At 61.6% G+C, this 15,916-nt stretch carries 17 protein-coding genes; 13 read left to right on the forward strand and 4 right to left on the reverse strand.

Annotated features, from left to right (window positions below; all coding sequences use genetic code 11):
* Positions 1-7 precede the first annotated feature (7 nt).
* The 13 genes from GTW23_RS05915 (at position 8) to modC (ending at position 12,155) form a co-directional block, all read left to right on the forward strand.
* Positions 8-595, forward strand: coding sequence for a thioredoxin family protein (locus tag GTW23_RS05915; protein WP_252915033.1), 588 nt, complete (start codon positions 8-10; stop codon positions 593-595).
* 137 nt (positions 596-732) lie between these two features.
* Positions 733-1,185, forward strand: coding sequence for a sulfur oxidation c-type cytochrome SoxX (gene soxX, locus GTW23_RS05920; protein WP_152008226.1), 453 nt, complete (start codon positions 733-735; stop codon positions 1,183-1,185).
* Between the two features lie 25 nt (positions 1,186-1,210).
* Complete coding sequence (gene soxY, locus GTW23_RS05925) at positions 1,211-1,666, forward strand: thiosulfate oxidation carrier protein SoxY (protein ID WP_152008227.1); 456 nt, start codon at positions 1,211-1,213, stop codon at positions 1,664-1,666.
* 21 nt (positions 1,667-1,687) lie between these two features.
* Positions 1,688-2,011, forward strand: a complete 324-nt coding sequence (gene soxZ, locus GTW23_RS05930; protein ID WP_252915034.1) for a thiosulfate oxidation carrier complex protein SoxZ — start codon at positions 1,688-1,690, stop codon at positions 2,009-2,011.
* Between the two features lie 66 nt (positions 2,012-2,077).
* Positions 2,078-2,926, forward strand: a complete 849-nt coding sequence (gene soxA, locus GTW23_RS05935; protein ID WP_252915036.1) for a sulfur oxidation c-type cytochrome SoxA — start codon at positions 2,078-2,080, stop codon at positions 2,924-2,926.
* Positions 2,927-3,157: 231 nt separating this feature from the next.
* Positions 3,158-4,858, forward strand: coding sequence for a thiosulfohydrolase SoxB (gene soxB, locus GTW23_RS05940; RefSeq protein ID WP_252915038.1), 1,701 nt, complete (start codon positions 3,158-3,160; stop codon positions 4,856-4,858).
* 88 nt (positions 4,859-4,946) lie between these two features.
* Positions 4,947-6,230, forward strand: a complete 1,284-nt coding sequence (soxC, locus tag GTW23_RS05945; protein WP_152008231.1) for a sulfite dehydrogenase — start codon at positions 4,947-4,949, stop codon at positions 6,228-6,230.
* Complete coding sequence (locus GTW23_RS05950) at positions 6,214-7,323, forward strand: c-type cytochrome (protein ID WP_152008232.1); 1,110 nt, start codon at positions 6,214-6,216, stop codon at positions 7,321-7,323. Before soxC ends, GTW23_RS05950 begins: the two co-directional genes overlap by 17 nt.
* A gap of 49 nt (positions 7,324-7,372) precedes the next feature.
* Positions 7,373-8,116, forward strand: coding sequence for a c-type cytochrome (locus GTW23_RS05955; RefSeq protein WP_252915041.1), 744 nt, complete (start codon positions 7,373-7,375; stop codon positions 8,114-8,116).
* Positions 8,117-8,155: 39 nt separating this feature from the next.
* Positions 8,156-9,430, forward strand: a complete 1,275-nt coding sequence (locus GTW23_RS05960) for an NAD(P)/FAD-dependent oxidoreductase (protein WP_152008234.1) — start codon at positions 8,156-8,158, stop codon at positions 9,428-9,430.
* Positions 9,431-9,587: 157 nt separating this feature from the next.
* The gene (gene modA / locus GTW23_RS05965; RefSeq protein ID WP_252915043.1) at positions 9,588-10,379 is read left to right on the forward strand and encodes a molybdate ABC transporter substrate-binding protein; all 792 of its coding nucleotides are present in this window, start codon (positions 9,588-9,590) and stop codon (positions 10,377-10,379) included.
* Complete coding sequence (gene modB / locus GTW23_RS05970; protein ID WP_252915045.1) at positions 10,372-11,070, forward strand: molybdate ABC transporter permease subunit; 699 nt, start codon at positions 10,372-10,374, stop codon at positions 11,068-11,070. The genes modA and modB overlap by 8 nt, the downstream gene beginning before the upstream one ends.
* Positions 11,067-12,155: a molybdenum ABC transporter ATP-binding protein gene (gene modC, locus GTW23_RS05975; RefSeq protein WP_252915047.1), complete on the forward strand. Its 1,089-nt coding sequence runs from the start codon at positions 11,067-11,069 to the stop codon at positions 12,153-12,155. The genes modB and modC overlap by 4 nt, the downstream gene beginning before the upstream one ends.
* 112 nt (positions 12,156-12,267) lie before the next feature.
* On the opposite strand, the gene GTW23_RS05980 is transcribed toward modC, so the two are convergent.
* The 4 genes from GTW23_RS05980 to phnF form a co-directional block, all read right to left on the reverse strand.
* On the reverse strand, positions 12,268-12,927 hold the full coding sequence (locus GTW23_RS05980; protein WP_252915049.1) for a class I SAM-dependent methyltransferase: 660 nt from the start codon (positions 12,925-12,927) through the stop codon (positions 12,268-12,270).
* On the reverse strand, positions 12,924-14,168 hold the full coding sequence (locus GTW23_RS05985) for a BtaA family protein (RefSeq protein ID WP_252915050.1): 1,245 nt from the start codon (positions 14,166-14,168) through the stop codon (positions 12,924-12,926). The genes GTW23_RS05980 and GTW23_RS05985 overlap by 4 nt, the downstream gene beginning before the upstream one ends.
* A 35-nt stretch (positions 14,169-14,203) precedes the next feature.
* The gene (locus GTW23_RS05990) at positions 14,204-15,019 is read right to left on the reverse strand and encodes a UDP-2,3-diacylglucosamine diphosphatase (RefSeq protein ID WP_252915051.1); all 816 of its coding nucleotides are present in this window, start codon (positions 15,017-15,019) and stop codon (positions 14,204-14,206) included.
* Positions 15,020-15,120: 101 nt separating this feature from the next.
* Positions 15,121-15,867 (reverse strand): phosphonate metabolism transcriptional regulator PhnF, encoded by a 747-nt coding sequence (gene phnF / locus GTW23_RS05995; RefSeq protein ID WP_252915053.1) that lies wholly within the window; start codon positions 15,865-15,867, stop codon positions 15,121-15,123.
* Between the last annotated feature and the right edge of the window lie 49 nt (positions 15,868-15,916).

A 15,916-nucleotide genomic window follows, 5' to 3' on the forward strand; every position in this document is an offset into this window, starting at 1 on the left:
ACACATGATGATCAGACGCGTGATAATTGCAGCTGTTGCCCTTGTAGCCTTTTCCGTCCAGGCATGGTCGGCGGAGATCGGCGAGGATGGTCTGCACAAGCAGGACTGGTTTGCCCTGACATTCCGGGACGTGGCCGAAGACATCGAGGCCGCGAAGGACGAGGGCAAGCGGCTGGTTATGGTCTTCGAACAGCGCGGCTGCATCTATTGCGCCAAGATGCACGAGGATCTGTTGTCAGACCCGGAAGTCTCGGATTTCATCAAGGCGAACTTCAAGGTCGTGCAATACAACATGTTTGGCGATGAGGAAGTCACCGATCTCGACGGCGACGTGCTGACAGAGAAGACCGCGGCACGTAAATGGGGCTATGTGTTCACGCCGACGCTGGTGTTCCTGCCGGAGGAGGCGCCGGAAGGGATGACCGTCGCCGAAGCTGCGGTTGCGACCATGCCGGGCGCCTTCGGAAAGTGGACATTTCTCAATATGTTCAAATGGGTAGCCGAGAAAGGCTACGACAGTGACGAGCATTTTCAGAAATACCATGCCCGGATCATTAACGAATTGCGGGCACAGGGTCGGCTTGAGGCGGAGTAATCCCCGCAAGTCATACATTCAAGAAATCATATTTTTGCATTGATTGTGCGGCAAAGTATGGGTATCTTGGAATCGGAGCGGATCCGGACGTAATGTGTCCGGGCAATTGGAGGAGGGAGCGCCAGATGACAAGGCGAATGAAAATCACACTGGGGGCGATAGCGGCAGTTGCGCTGTCGACTGCAGCCATTGCGAGCGAGGTTTCGCCCGAGACGGTGGAGTTCACCGATGACGGCGTGGCTGTATCGCTGACCGGTGTGGCCGGCGACCCGGTTGCCGGTGCGGAGGCGTTCAAGAACCGCCGTCTCGGCAATTGCCTGGCCTGCCATGCGAATGCCGATATGGCGGGTGAGTTGTTTCACGGCAATGTCGGGCCCGAGCTTGATGGTGTGGCAGATCGCTGGGAAGAGCCGATGCTGAGGGCCATCGTGGTCAATTCGAAGCACGTCTTCACCGACGAGACCGTCATGCCCGGCTTCTATTCGCTGGATGCCGGGAAAGATGTGGCCAAAGATTTCGTCGGCAAGACGATCCTGACCGCGCAGCAGGTTGAGGATGTTGTCGCCTATCTCGGTACACTCAAGGAATAAACCGGAGCAAAGGAGCTCGAACCCAATGCAACTGACAAGACGAAATGTCTTAGGACTGACAGCCGGTGCGGCTGCTTTCGCAATGGCCGGCGGACGGTTTTCGCCGGCTCTGGCATCCGCTGAAGATGCTGAAAAGATGGTCATGGACTTCACCGGTGGTGTTACCCCCGGCGAAGGCAAGGTCTCGCTGAACACGCCGGAAATTGCCGAGAACGGCAATACCGTGCCGGTTTCGGTCACTGTCGAAAGCGCCATGGAAGGCGACGATCTGGTGGAATCGGTCATCATCTTTGCCGATGGAAACCCGAACCCGGCCGTCGCCACGTTCCACTTTACCGAAATGAGCGGTGAAGCACTCGCAACGACCCGTATCCGACTTGCCAAGACCCAGAACGTCATCGCTGTTGCGAAGATGAAAGACGGTTCGGTCTTCATGGACAAGAAGGAAGTCAAGGTAACCATCGGCGGCTGCGGCGGCTGAGCCAGGACAGGATTTACGAAAATGGCATCAAAACCACGCATCAAGGTGCCCAAGTCGGCTTCGGCCGGTGAGGTGATCACCATCAAGACCCTGATCAGCCACGAGATGGAATCAGGCCAGCGCAAGGACAAGGATGGCAACCCCATCCCGCGCCAGATCATCAACAAATTCACCTGCACCTTCGAGGGGCAAATGGTGTTCGAGTGCGATCTGGATCCGGCAGTTTCCGCCAACCCTTATTTCGAGTTCAACGCCAAGGTGCCCTCCAGCGGGACATTCAAGTTCACCTGGCTCGATGATGACGGGTCGGTCTACGAGGCCGAGGCGCCGATCGAAGTCAAGTAACTTTGGGAGGGATCCCGGGCGGGGGAGGTTCCTGCAACGGGAAGTCCCGGGAGGACGGAGAACGTTATGAAAAGACTTTTGATAGCCGGCGTCGTGTTGGCAGCCACATTCGCGGGGGCTGGTCCGGTTTTGGCCGATCCAGTGGACGATACACTCGAGATCGATGGCACGCCAATCATCACGCGGACAGCTGCGCCCGAGGGGCATCCCTTCGATGAACTGTATTCGGGCTGGCTTTTCCGTGAGAGCGAAACCCGCGACTTGTCGCGTGATTCGTTCGAGAACCCTGGCATGATCGCTGTCGAAGATGGCGAGGCGCTGTGGAATACGGTCATGGGCACTGAAGGCAAGTCCTGCGCGACCTGTCATGAAGATGCTGCTGTGAGCATGAAGGGTGTTGGCGCGAAGTTTCCGAAATGGGATGCGGATTCGCAAAAACCGATCAATGTCGAGCTGCAGATCAACAAGTGCCTGACCGAGCAGATGGGCGCTGAAGCGCTGCCCTTCAACAAGGGCGGCCAGCAGGAACTGACCGCCTACATCAAGCATCAGTCGCTTGGCTTGCCGGTGGAGATGGACCTTTCTCAGGGCGACATGCAGAGCTGGTGGGAAAAGGGCAAGGACGTCTACTACACCCGTACAGGCCAGTTGAACCTCGCCTGCGCCAGCTGCCACGAAACAGCAATGGGCAAGATGATCCGCGCTGACCATCTGAGCCAGGGTCAGGTCAACGGGTTCCCGACCTATCGTCTGAAGAGTGGTCTGACATCTCTTCATCAGCGGTTCCGCGGCTGTATCCGCGATACCCGCGCCGAGCAGCCCAAGGCATTCTCGGACGATTTGATGGCGCTTGAAACCTACGTGACATGGCGCGGTACCGGCCTTTCGGTCGAAACCCCGTCGGTCCGCCAGTAGGCCTTGAATTTGCTGGAGGCGTTTCGGCGCCTCCAGCCCCTGACAGAAGTGCCCCTCGGGGCCTGCAGTGCCAGCAGATTTGCTGCTGGAGCAATACGCGATCACCGTTCTTCAGATCGACACGACTTGAAGAGTTTTGCGTTAACGGATTGAAAATAAAAGAAAATACGGATTCTGGCATTTGCTGGAGCGAGGTCGTTTGTCCGTTTTTCACCCCAAATGGAGAATGGGATGCATACCAGGCGAGATTTTCTGCAATATGCCCTGAATGCCGGTTTCGTGCTCGGCGCCGCCGGGCTGGGGGCGAACCCCACGCGCGCGCTGGCGCAGCAGAAGCTGACGCAGGACGACCTGCTCAAGTTCGATTCCAAGGGGCAGGTGACGCTGCTGCATTTTACCGACTGCCATGCGCAGCTCAAGCCGGTCTACTTCCGGCCGCCGGACACCAATATCGGGGTTGGCGCCTATGCAGGGGTTCCGCCGCACCTGGTGGCGCAGGAATTCCTCGATTACTTCAACATCGAGAGAGGCAGCCCTTACGCCTACGCGCACACAATGGTCGACTATGTCGATCTGGCGCGGACCTACGGCAAGCTTGGCGGTCTTGACCGCACGGCGACGCTGGTCAAGGCGATCCGTGCCGATCGCGGTGACGACAAGGTTCTGTTCCTTGACGGCGGCGACACCTGGCAGGGTTCCTACACGTCGCTGAAGACCAACGGCATGGACATGGTCGAGTGCATGAAGCTGCTCAAGCCCGACGCCATGACCGGGCACTGGGAATTCACCTTCGGCGAAGACCGCTTCCTCGAACTGATCGAAGCCATGGGCTACCCGTTCCTGGCGTCGAACATCTTTGACGCCGAGTGGGACGAGCCGGCGTTCGAGCCGACTGCCTATTTCGAGCGGGGCGGGGTCAAGGTCGCCGTCATCGGCCAGGCCATGCCCTACACGCCGATTGCCAACCCAAGCTGGATGTTCCCGAAATGGTCTTTCGGCATCCGCCCCGAAGTGCTGCAGGAAAATGTCGATGCCGCCCGCGCCGAAGGCGCCGAGGTGGTGGTGATGCTGTCGCACAACGGATTCGATGTCGACCGCAAGATCGCCTCAACGGTCAGCGGGCTGGACGTGATCGTCACCGGCCACACCCATGATGCGACACCCTTTGCGCTTGAGGTCGACGGCACGCTGCTGATGTCTTCGGGATCGCACGGCAAGTATCTCGGCCGCATCGATCTCGAGGTGAAGGATGGCAAGGTGGCGGGCTACAGCTCCAATCTCATCCCGGTCTTCTCGGATGTCATCACGCCGGATCCTGAGATGGCAGCCAAGATCGACGAGGTGCGCGCACCCTACGAGGCCGAAACGCAACGCGTGATCGGGCGGACCGACAGCCTGCTTTACCGGCGCGGCAATTTCAACGGAACCTGGGATGACCTGATCTGTCAGGGCATCATGGAAGAACGCGACACGCAGATTGCGCTGTCGCCCGGTTTCCGCTGGGGCACGACACTGCTGCCGGGCTCCGACATCACCATCGACGATCTCTATAGTGAAACCTCGATGAACTACCCTTCCGTCTATCGGTTGGAGTTCACCGGAGCGCAGATCAAGGACATCATGGAAGATGTCTGTGACAACCTGTTCAACAAGGACCCGTTCCTGCAGCAGGGTGGCGACATGGTCCGGGTTGGCGGGTTCAGCTACGCCTGCGCGCCGGAAGCGGAAATGGGTGACCGGATTTCGGAGATGCGGCTGACAGGCAGCGGCGAGCCGATCGAAGCGGACAAGACTTATGTGGTCGGTGGCTGGGCGTCGGTCAATGAAGGGGTCGAAGGTCCTGCGATCTACGACCTCATGGAAGACTACATCACCAAGAAATCGGTGGTTTCGCTGGATCCGGAGGCTGCGGCCGTCCGGGTGATCCGGTGATGCCGATCGCGACTGAAAGGCCGGGCCATGACGCCGCGGCGATGAAGACGGAGACAACAATGCTGAACAAGCAAACCGGGAGGATCTCATGGTAGATATCACCGACCCGAAACCGACGAAAAAGGCAGCGTCGCGTCGCGACTTCCTCAAGGCCGGGCTGCTTGGCGGCGCGGCTGTGGCAGCCAGCGCCGGTGCCGCGCGGGCGGCGGGCGACCCGCTGATCACCGAGATCCAGGACTGGAACCGCTATCTTGGCGAAGGTGTCGATGTCGCGCCCTATGGCAAGCCTTCGGAGTTTGAAGCCAATGTCGTGCGCCGCAATGTGCCGTGGCTGACCGCCGATCCGGTTTCCTCGATCAATTTCACACCGCTGCATGAGCTTGATGGCATCATCACGCCCAATGGCCTGTGTTTCGAGCGTCACCATGGCGGCACCGCGATCATCAACCCTGCCGATCACCGGCTGATGATCAACGGCTTGGTCGACACGCCTCTCGTCTTCACCATGGAAGACCTGAAACGGTTCCCGCGCGAAAACCGCGTTTACTTCCTCGAATGCGCCGCCAATGGCGGCATGGAGTGGCGCGGCGCTCAGCTCAACGGCTGCCAGTTCACCCACGGCATGATCCATTGCGTGGTCTATACCGGTGTTCCGTTGCGCTATCTGCTGGAAGAGGCCGGCGTCAAGACCAACGGCAAGTGGTTGCTTGCCGAGGGTGCTGACGCTTCGGCGATGACCCGCTCTATCCCGATGGAAAAGGCTCTGGACGACTGCCTTGTCGCGTTCAAGATGAACGGCGAGGCGCTGCGCCCCGAGCAGGGGTATCCGCTCCGGCTTTGCGTTCCCGGCTGGGAAGGCAACATGTGGGTCAAGTGGCTGCGCCGTCTGGAAGTGGGTGACGAGCCCTGGGCCCAGCGCGAGGAAACCTCGAAATACACCGACCTTCTCGCCGATGGCAAAGCACGCCGCCACACCTGGGTGATGGACGTGAAATCGGTCATCACCAGCCCGAGTCCGCAGGCGCCGGTAACCCATGGCAAGGGGCCGCTGGTCATCACGGGTCTCGCCTGGTCCGGAAACGGCACCATCAAACGCGTCGATGTCACGCTCGACGGCGGTCGGACCTGGCAAACCGCGCGGCTTGACGGCCCAAGCCTGCCCAAGGCGCTGCACCGGTTCTATCTCGACATCAACTGGGACGGTTCGGAGTTGTTGCTGCAATCGCGTGCCATGGATGACCAGGGGCTGGTTCAGCCGACCAAGAACGAGCTGCGCCTGGCGCGTGGCGAGAACTCGATCTATCACAACAATGGCATCCAGACATGGCACGTCAACAACGACGGGGTGGTTGAAAATGTTGAAGTTTCCTAAGTCTGCGGCGTTTGCCGTTCTGGCGCTCGCTACGCTTTCCAGTCCGTCGCTCGCCGAGGGTGACGCCGATGCGGGCCAGAAAGTGTTCAAGAAATGCGCCGCCTGCCACGCTGTCGGCGAAGGCGCCAAGCACAAGGTCGGCCCCGAGCTGAACGAGATCTTCGGCCGCGCGGCCGGATCGGCTGAGGGCTACAAGTACTCCAAGGCGATGATCGAGGCCGGTGACGCCGGTCTGGTCTGGGATGCGGCGACGCTGGGCGAGTATCTGACCAACCCGAAGGGCATGATCAAGGGCACGAAGATGGCCTTTGCAGGGCTCAAGAAGGATGACGAAGTCGCCAATGTGCTCGCGTATCTCAGAACCTTCTCCCAGGAGGCGGCGGCGGCCCCGGCGGCGGCGGAAACCGGTGAAGCACCTGTTGAAACTGCCGCTGCGGCCGCTCCGCCCGAGCCTGCACCCGCTGCGGACATGGTCGTCGAGAAGAGCCAGGGTGCCTTCGGACTGGGTCGCAAGGCACTTCCCGAGGAAATTGCTGCCTGGGACATCGATATCCGTCCGGATGGGACCGGCCTTCCCGAAGGGAGCGGCACCGTAGCCCAGGGCGAGCCGATCTACACCGACAACTGCGCTGTCTGTCACGGCGATTTCGGCGAGGGTGCCGGCCGCTGGCCTGTGCTGGCCGGTGGACAGGATACACTTCGCAATGATCGTCCCGAAAAGACGATCGGGTCCTACTGGCCCTATCTGTCGACCGTCTTCGATTATGTCCGCCGGGCCATGCCGTTCGGCAATGCCCGGTCGATGTCTGACGATGACGTCTATGCGCTGACGGCCTATCTGTTGTATCTTAACGACGTGGTCGATGATGAAGAGTTTGAACTTTCCAAGGAGAACTTTGCGTCCGTGCGGTTGCCAAATGAAGCCAACTTCATTGCGGATGGCCGGGCGGACGAGCCGCATTACGCAAAGAGCGTCGAGCCGTGCATGACCGACTGCAAGCCGGGTCCGGTGGAAATCACCGCCCGCGCACAGGTCATCGACGTGACGCCGGAGGGGGAAGGCGACGAGAACTCCGGAGGCAGTATCGACTGACGGGAAATACAAGGGGCGTGCTGGAGGGCACTCCCGGAGGAGACACTACATGGCAGCATTTGGCAGGTACCGTTGGCACATCTCGAGTTTGCCCGCATCGGTGCCTGCCATTTTCATTGGGATTGTGCTCTGGGCGGCGTCTCCGCATGGAGTGGGTGCAGCCGAACCCGAGACGCTCTACAAGCGCTGCGCCACCTGTCATGAAATCGGTGAGGGAGCGAAGCACAAGGTCGGTCCGCATCTCGACGAGCTGTTTGGCCGGAAGGCCGGCGGGCTTGACGATTTCCGCTATTCCGAAAGCATGCGGGCGGCGGGCGAGGCAGGTCTGGTCTGGACCGCGGATACACTCGACCAGTACCTCGAGAGGCCGCGCGATTTCATCAAGGGCAACCGCATGTCGTTCCGGGGCATGGCCGATCCGGCGGATCGCCAGGCGCTGATTTCATGGCTTGAAACCGCGACACAACAAGCACCAGCGGCTGACCCCACAGTCGAGGAAGTTTCCACTTCCGGGCCGGTGAGCGGCTTTGCCGATATCGTGCTTCAGATGGACGGCGATCCGGAATATGGCGAGTATCTCGCCGGAGAGTGCGTGACCTGTCACCAGGCCTCCGGGCATGCCGATGGCATTCCATCGATTGTCGGACTGCCAAAGGATTACTTTGTCACTTCACTGTTTGAATATCTCAACAATGTGCGTTCCAATGACGTGATGAAATTGCGCGTCGCAAACCTCTCGAACGAGGAAATTGCGGCGCTGGCGGCCTACTTCAGTTCGCTTGAACCGCAATAAAGAGAAACCGAGAAAGAATTTGCAACCCGGGAGGATATCATGACAGGCCTGACTAGACGCCAATTCGGATTGTTTGCCGGTGCGAGTGCCGCGGCGCTTTCGCTTCCAACCTATTTGCGTGCGCAGGGAAAGCCGCGTGTGGTCGTCATCGGCGGCGGGGCCGGCGGAGCCACGGCAGCGCGCTACATCGCCAAGGATTCGGACGGTGCGATCGACGTCACGCTGATCGATGATTCGGAAATGTTCACCACCTGCTTCTTTTCCAACCTCTATGTCGGGGGGTACCGCAGCTTCGAATCGATCACCCACAGCTATGACACGCTGCAATCGAGCTACGGCATCACCAAGGTGACGGGACGGGCGAGCAGCGTCGATCGCGCCGCGAAGACGGTGACGATGGCTGACGGCTCCTCGATCCCCTATGACAGGCTGGTGGTCTCGCCGGGTATCGATCTGATCTGGGATTCGGTGGCGGGCTATTCCGAGGAATTGTCGGAGATTGCCCCGCACGCATGGAAGGCAGGGCCGCAGACGCAATTGCTCAAGGCCAAGCTCGATGCGATCGAGAACGGACAGCAGATCCTGATGGTGGCTCCGCCCAATCCCTACCGCTGCCCGCCCGGTCCCTATGAACGGGCTTCGATGATGGCGCATGTGCTCAAAGAGAAGGGGCTCACGGATGCGAAGGTGATCATTCTGGATCCGAAGCCGAAATTCTCCAAGCAGGGCGTCTTCCAGGAGGGCTGGGAAAAATACTATCCCGGCATGATCGAATGGTACGGGCCGGACGTGCATGGCGGCATCGAGGGGATCGATGTGAATGCCGGCACCGTTGAAACCGGTCTCGATACTTTCAAGGGGGCGATGATGAACGTAATTCCGGCACAGAAAGCGGGTGAAATCGCCGCCAGTGCCGGTCTGACGGATGACAGTGGCTTCTGTCCCATCGATGCCGCCAGCATGCGCTCGACTGTCGACGAGGCGATCTTCGTGATCGGAGATGCCTGCATCGCCGGCGACATGCCGAAATCGGGCTTCTCCGCCAACAGCCAGGCCAAGGTTGCTTCGATGAACATTCGTGGCGACCTGGTCGGATCGAAGGTGTTCCCGGCGAAGTATGCCAATACCTGCTGGAGCCTGATCGAGACCGGAGACGCCATCAAGGTCGGTGCGCAGTATGCGCCCGGAGACGGCAAGATCGCATCGACCCAGAGTTTCATCAGCCAGATGAACGAGGAGGATGCGCTGCGCAAGGCCAACTACGAGGAGTCGGTGGGCTGGTATGCGGGCATTACCGCAGACATGTTCGGCTGACCCTGTGCATCCTTGCAAAACGACCGGAAGCGGATGGCGTCGCTTCCGGTAGCTGACGGCTGGCTGATCGAGGCCGGCCGTTCTGCCGCATAAAGCTTGCCAGTGCAGGGGCCGCGCTGGTACGTCGGTTGGACATGAGTGAGCCGGAGCGTATCTGATGTTTTCCCGTTCGTTGGTCCGGATGGCCGCGGCCCTTGTGCTGGCCTGGTTGCTGGTCTTGCCCGCACAGGCGCGGGCGGAGGGCCTGTTGGTGTTCGCCGCAGCCAGCCTGAAAACCGTTCTTGACCAGATCGCCGAGGACTGGCGCGCGCGAACCGGCAAGACCGTGACGATTTCCTATGCGGGCAGCTCCAGTCTGGCACGTCAGATAGAGCAGGGCGCGCCTGCCGACATCTTCATCTCGGCGTCGGTGGACTGGATGGACTATCTTCAGTCAGCGGAAATGATCCGAACCGGCAGCCGCAGGGAGTTGCTCGGCAACCGTCTGGTGCTGATCGCGCACGGCCGGGAGGCTGCCGATGTCGATCTGGAGGCAGGTGCCGACCTGGCAGAATTGCTCGGTGACGGACGGCTTGTGATGGCGCTGGTCGATTCCGTACCGGCAGGGGTTTACGGCAAGCAGGCGCTGAGCAGCCTCGGTCTTTGGGACCGGGTCGTCTCTAAGGTGGCGCAGACCGACAATGTCCGCGCGGCACTGGCGCTGGTGTCCTCCGGCGAAGCGCCATTCGGGATTGTCTATGCCAGCGATGCCATGGCCGATGCCGGTGTCAGTGTGGTGGCCGGGTTTCCTGAAGGTTCACACGCTCCGATTATCTATCCGGGGGCGATTGTGGCGACCTCTGTTGCCCCCGATGCAGACAATTTTTTTTCCTATCTGAGCAGTCCCGCGGCGGAAGAGGTGTTCAAGGCGCAGGGATTCACGCCCCTTTTCGGGCAGGGCAATGGCTGACTGGCTCACACCGGACCAGTGGAGCGCGGTGACCCTGTCGCTCAAGGTGTCGTTCTGGGCAACGGCCCTGAGCCTGCCGGTGGGCGTAGCGGTGGCCTATGTCCTGGCGCGCCGTGAATTCTGGGGCAAGCAGGCGCTCAACGGCCTGGTGCATCTGCCTCTGATCCTGCCGCCGGTGGTGACTGGATATTTGCTCCTGCTGACATTCGGCCGGCGTGGCGCTGTTGGTAGTTTCCTCGAAGACACTTTTGGACTGGTGTTCGCCTTCCGCTGGACCGGTGCTGCACTGGCGGCTGCGGTGATGGCGTTTCCGCTGATGGTGCGGGCGATCCGGCTGGCCATCGAGGCAGTCGATCCAAAGCTCGAACAGGCGGCGTCGACGCTCGGCGCATCCCCGGGCTGGGTGTTTGTCACGGTCACCCTGCCGCTGATCCTGCCCGGCGTGATCGCCGGGGCGATCCTCGCCTTTGCCAAGGCGATGGGCGAGTTCGGCGCGACGATTACCTTCGTCTCCAACATTCCCGGACAGACCCAGACGCTTCCGTCGGCGATCTACAGTTTCCTGCAGGTCCCGGGTGGCGACGCCCAGGCGGCGCAACTGGTGCTGATCGCGGTGGCAATCGCGCTTCTGGCGCTGCTGCTGTCCGAATGGGTCGGGCGGGCCGTGGCGCGCAGGATTGCGGGTTCATGAGCCTCTCGGTCCGCTTCGCGCATCGCTTCGGCGATTTCTCTCTCGACGTTGCGTTCGAGGCGCCCGCGGGTGTGACCGCCCTGTTCGGCCGTTCGGGGTCGGGCAAGACCTCGGTGATCAATGCCGTGGCAGGGCTGATCAGACCCGAGGCGGGGCGCATCCAGCTGGGGGAGACCGTGCTGTTCGACGCGGAGCGGCGCATCTGGGTCCCGGTGCACCAGCGCCGTCTGGGCTACGTGTTTCAGGAAGGGCGTCTGTTTCCGCATCTCAGCGTGCGGCAGAACCTCACTTACAGTCGCTGGTTCGCGCCGCGCAGACCGGGGGAGAGCTTTGATCACGTGGTCGGCATGCTCGGCATCGACGGATTGCTTGAGCGCAGGCCGGCCGGATTGTCCGGCGGCGAGAAACAGCGGGTGGCCATCGGCCGGGCGCTCCTGGCAAATCCGCGGCTGCTGCTGATGGATGAACCGCTTGCAGCACTGGATGAGGAACGCAAGGCCGAGATCCTGCCCTATCTCGAGCGGTTGCGGGGTGAAACCGATATCCCGGTTCTCTATGTCAGCCATTCGATGGCGGAAGTGGCGCGGCTGGCGACGACACTGGTTCTGATGGACAAGGGACGGGTGGTCCGGTCCGGCCTGGCTCACGAAGTGCTCTCCGATCCCGAAAATGTGCCGGCGCTTGGAATTCGCGCCGCCGGAGCTTCGCTGCATGCAACCGTGACCACTCAGGAAGAGGACGGGCTGACACGGCTCGAGGCATCGGCTGGCCCGCTGTTCCTGCCGCATGTGGACGCGCCGCTCGGCGCGCGTCTGTCCATCCGAATTCTGGCGCAAGACGTGATCCTGTCACGAACACGGCCCGAGGGCCTGTCGGCGCTCAACATCCTGCCGGCAACGGTGACCGCGGTGCGGCTCGGCGAGGGTCCGGGGGCGGTCATTCAGCTCAGGGCAGGGGACGACCTGCTGCTGGCGCGGATCACGCGGCGGTCGGCACAGGCGCTTGAGCTTGCGCCCGGTGCAGACTGTTTCGCCATCTTGAAATCAGTCGCGGTTGCCCAGTCGGAAGTCGGCGGAGCCGGCTAGAGCATCTTGTCTGCGTTCAGGCGAAACCGTCTGAACGCAGACAAGGTGCTCTAATTTCAAAGTGCCGGAGCGTGCTTTGGGGGTCCACTGGGACGCACGGCGCTCCAATGGGTCAGTCCCGCGGCAGCCTGATGACGCCGATCCGGGCATAGTCCCGATACAGCGTCGAAAATCTCAACTCACCGTGGTGCTGCTGCGCGATGGCAGCCATGGCGTCGCCGAGGCTTGAGCGGGGCGTGACATGAAAACGGGCGAGCCAGGCTTTCAATCCCCTGCCGAACCAGCCGGGCAGGGCGATCTGCTGGCCGAAATCGACGACATGCAATTCGCCTCCGGGTGCCACGGCCTGGATCGCCTGGTCGAGCGCAGCTTCCCAGCCGGGGATCATCGACAGGCTGTAGGAAAAGAACACCCGGTCGAACCGCCCAACAGCGAACAGGTCGTCCGCGTCAAACCGGGTGGCGTCGCCCTGGGCCAGGGTGACGCGATCGCCGATGCGGTTTTTCGCGATGGTCGCCTCGGCGGACTTGAGCATTTCCGCCGAGATGTCGATGCCGAAGAGCCGCGCATCGGGGTAGTGCCGCGCCGCCAGCAGCAGATTGCGCGCGGTGCCGCAGCCGATTTCGAGCACCGAGCCGCCGACGGGCGGTTTCAGCGCTGCGATCAAGTCGTTGCGTCCGAGCAGGTAGTATTTGCGCGTCAGATCGTAGATGTGGCGTTGGTGGCGGTAGATGCCATCCATCACCGACGCATTGGCGGAGACGGCGCTCATGCGGCCTGGTCGCGCTTTACGTGGAGATGAAAACCGCCGTAAATCGCCGAGCGATCGCGTGCGCCGAGCTCCAGACTGCGCTCAGCCTGGTAATTCCACTTGTCGAGAATGCCATCGGGAACATGTCCGGGCAGCGGAGACGGAGCGGCGGCGGTGCGGTAGATGACGCGCGCTCCGGGTGCCGCCGTCCGGGTGATCTCGGCCCAGAGTTCTGAGAGCTGGGCGTCGGTCATCCAGTCCTGGGCGTCAAGCAGCACGAAGGCGTCGACGGAGGCTGCCGGCCTTGCTGCGAGCAGGGTGGTGATGCTCTCGTTGACGACGGACACGCGGCCGGCATTGCGGCGAACGGTTTCGAAATGGCGGGCTTCGAGATAGGGCGGCAGGCTGGCGGCCTCGCCGGGCTGGTAGCCGCGGCCAAAGGCCTGCCAGGCAAAGTAATTGTCCTTGAGCGGAAACCCGCAAGCGAGCCGCTCGGTGCGGATCCGCAGAGCCCCGATCATCCCGTCGGTCGAGTCGCCGGCGAGAGCTTCATACTGCGCTGGCGGGATGCCCAGGCCGAACAGCGAGGCGCGCAGCGAGGTCAGCGCCTTGAAGCTGCGGCTGTCGAACACCGGCGCGATCCGGGTGTTGAAGAACTCGCGCTGCTTTTCGACGCTGTCCATCCGCAGCAGCTCGCGCGGATCGACGCCGTAGAGCTTGCCCAGCACATGGGCGACCGAGATGAAGCGGCCGAGCAGGCCGGTGGTGTAGAAGCCGCGGGTGAAGCGGCTGACCCGTCGGCGGCCGTTGATTTCCCGTCCGTCCCAGTATCTGCGCGTCTCGTCATCGAGATGCGGGCGGATGTGACGGTCATACAGTGCCAGATTTGTCTTCAGATTGGCATGGCGGAACATGTTGGAGAACGCCGTGTGGCCAGGCAGATGGGTGGCGGCGGCGAGCTTGAGCTTGCCGAGCGCGACATGGGCGGGTGACAGGTCGACTGCGATGATCTCGGCCGGACTGGCCGTCAGGTAGGACATGACATTGCAGGAGCCAGAAGCGATGGTGACGAGCGTGTCAGTGGATTTGAGCTCGAGCGCCTCCATGTCGATGAGCGGATCTTCCCAGATCTGCGGATAGACGAGGCCGCGAAACGCTGCGGAGAACACCCGTTCCAGGATGCCGGTGGAGGACAGGGCTGTGTTGCGCACGACCGCGCCATCGATGCGGGCGCCGACGGCTGTTGCTTCAATCATGGTCATTTATCAAGACTCCATCGGAGAAATGGGCGCGGACTTCATGCCGCCTGGTCCCGCGTGCCGGTGATCTGTTTGAGAGGTTCGACCTTCGCCAGTTGTCCGGCTTTATCGGAAATCCGGCGCGACCAGTCGATGATCTCCATGCGGCCGTCGGAATGCTCGACCACGGCCGTGCAGCTCTCCACCCAGTCGCCGGTGTTGATGTAGCGGATGCCGCCGCGCATCTCGTTGGCGGCGTGGTGGATGTGACCGCAGATGACGCCGTCGGCGCCGTGCTTGCGGGCTTCGTCCGCCAGCACTTCCTCGAAGTCCGAAATGAAGTTGACTGCGCTCTTGACCTTCAGCTTGGCCCAGCGGGAGAACGACCAGTAGCGCAGTCCAAGCAGCTTGCGGGAACGGTTGTGCCACTTGTTGGTCCACATCGCGAAGCCGTAGGCGATGTCGCCCAGATGAGCGAGCCAGCGGTGGTTCATCACCACCATGTCGAATTCGTCGCCGTGGATGACCAGCAGGCGCTTGCCATCTGCTGTCTCGAACACATCGCGTTCGCGCACCTCGATGCCGCCGAAATGAACGCCCTGATACTCGCGCAGCAACTCGTCGTGATTGCCGGGAACATAGATGATGCGGGTGCCCTTGCGGGCCTTGCGCAAGAGTTTCTGCACCACGTCATTGTGGGATTGCGGCCAATAGAAGCCTTTGCGCTTCATGCGCCAGCAGTCGACGATATCGCCGACAAGATAGATGGTCGGAGCGTCATGCTGGCGCAGGAAGTCGATCAGGATCTCCGCCTGGCAATCGGGGGTACCCAAGTGAATGTCGGAAAGAAAAATGGTCCGGTAAGTCTGGGTCACTGGCCCCGCCTGAACTTTGAGCTATCGTCCTGCTGGCAGGCTTAAACACGATTCAGTTCTCAGTTTTGTGACGGTCATTGTGACACGTCGAGGCAGGCTGATCAGGCAAGTGTTTCCGCGGCCTGGTTCTCGATGACGAGTTCGACGCGGTCGGCGGCAAACCGGGATTCGCCGTAGAGGACAGGCCTGCCTGCCGGATCGATGTCGATTCCGCGGGTCAGCAGCACGATGGCGCCGGGCGACAGGGCAAGCAGATCGAGATCTTCGTTGCTGGCATGCCGGGCCTCCACGCCCGTTGACTTGCGGGTGTAATCCTCCACTCCGAGGCGGACCAGCGAGGCGGTGATCGAGCCAGTCTTTGCGTAGAGGCTGGCAATTTCGCCAAACCGGCTGGCGTCAAACCAGGAGGTAGCCGCCGAGATTGGTACGGCGTCGGCGGTCGAGAGCGTCGAGAGCTTGATGACGGGCGCACCGGAAGGCAGGGACAGGGCCTTCGCGATGTGGGGCGGAGCGGGCAGGGTCTCGCTCGAAAGCAGCCTGCCTGACCGGGTCCGGGCCTGATCCTGAAGGCCCGAGGAAAAGCGGGTGCGCTGGCCAATCGGGTAACGCAGGCGCTTGCGGTCGTTGAGGAAGGTGCCGCGGCCCTGCTCGGCGCGCAGGATACCTTCCTTCTCAAGCGCCGCGATCGCCGAGCGAACCGTGTGACGGTTGACCCCGAACCGGCTGGCCAGTTCGGCCTCTGCCGGGAGCCGCTCATTGGCTGCCAGTCCGGTGAGAACCGACTGGCGGATCTGGTCGGCAACCTGCCGCCAGAGCGCGATCCCGGTCCGTCTCTGCAGTGCTTTCACCGGAGTTTCCCTTCGTGATGTCACAGGCTCGTCACATGAGCGGTTTAAG

Origin of the sequence: Parahoeflea alexandrii (genome assembly GCF_024105735.1) — a bacterium.
Taxonomy (GTDB): Bacteria; Pseudomonadota; Alphaproteobacteria; order Rhizobiales; family Rhizobiaceae; genus Hoeflea; species Hoeflea alexandrii.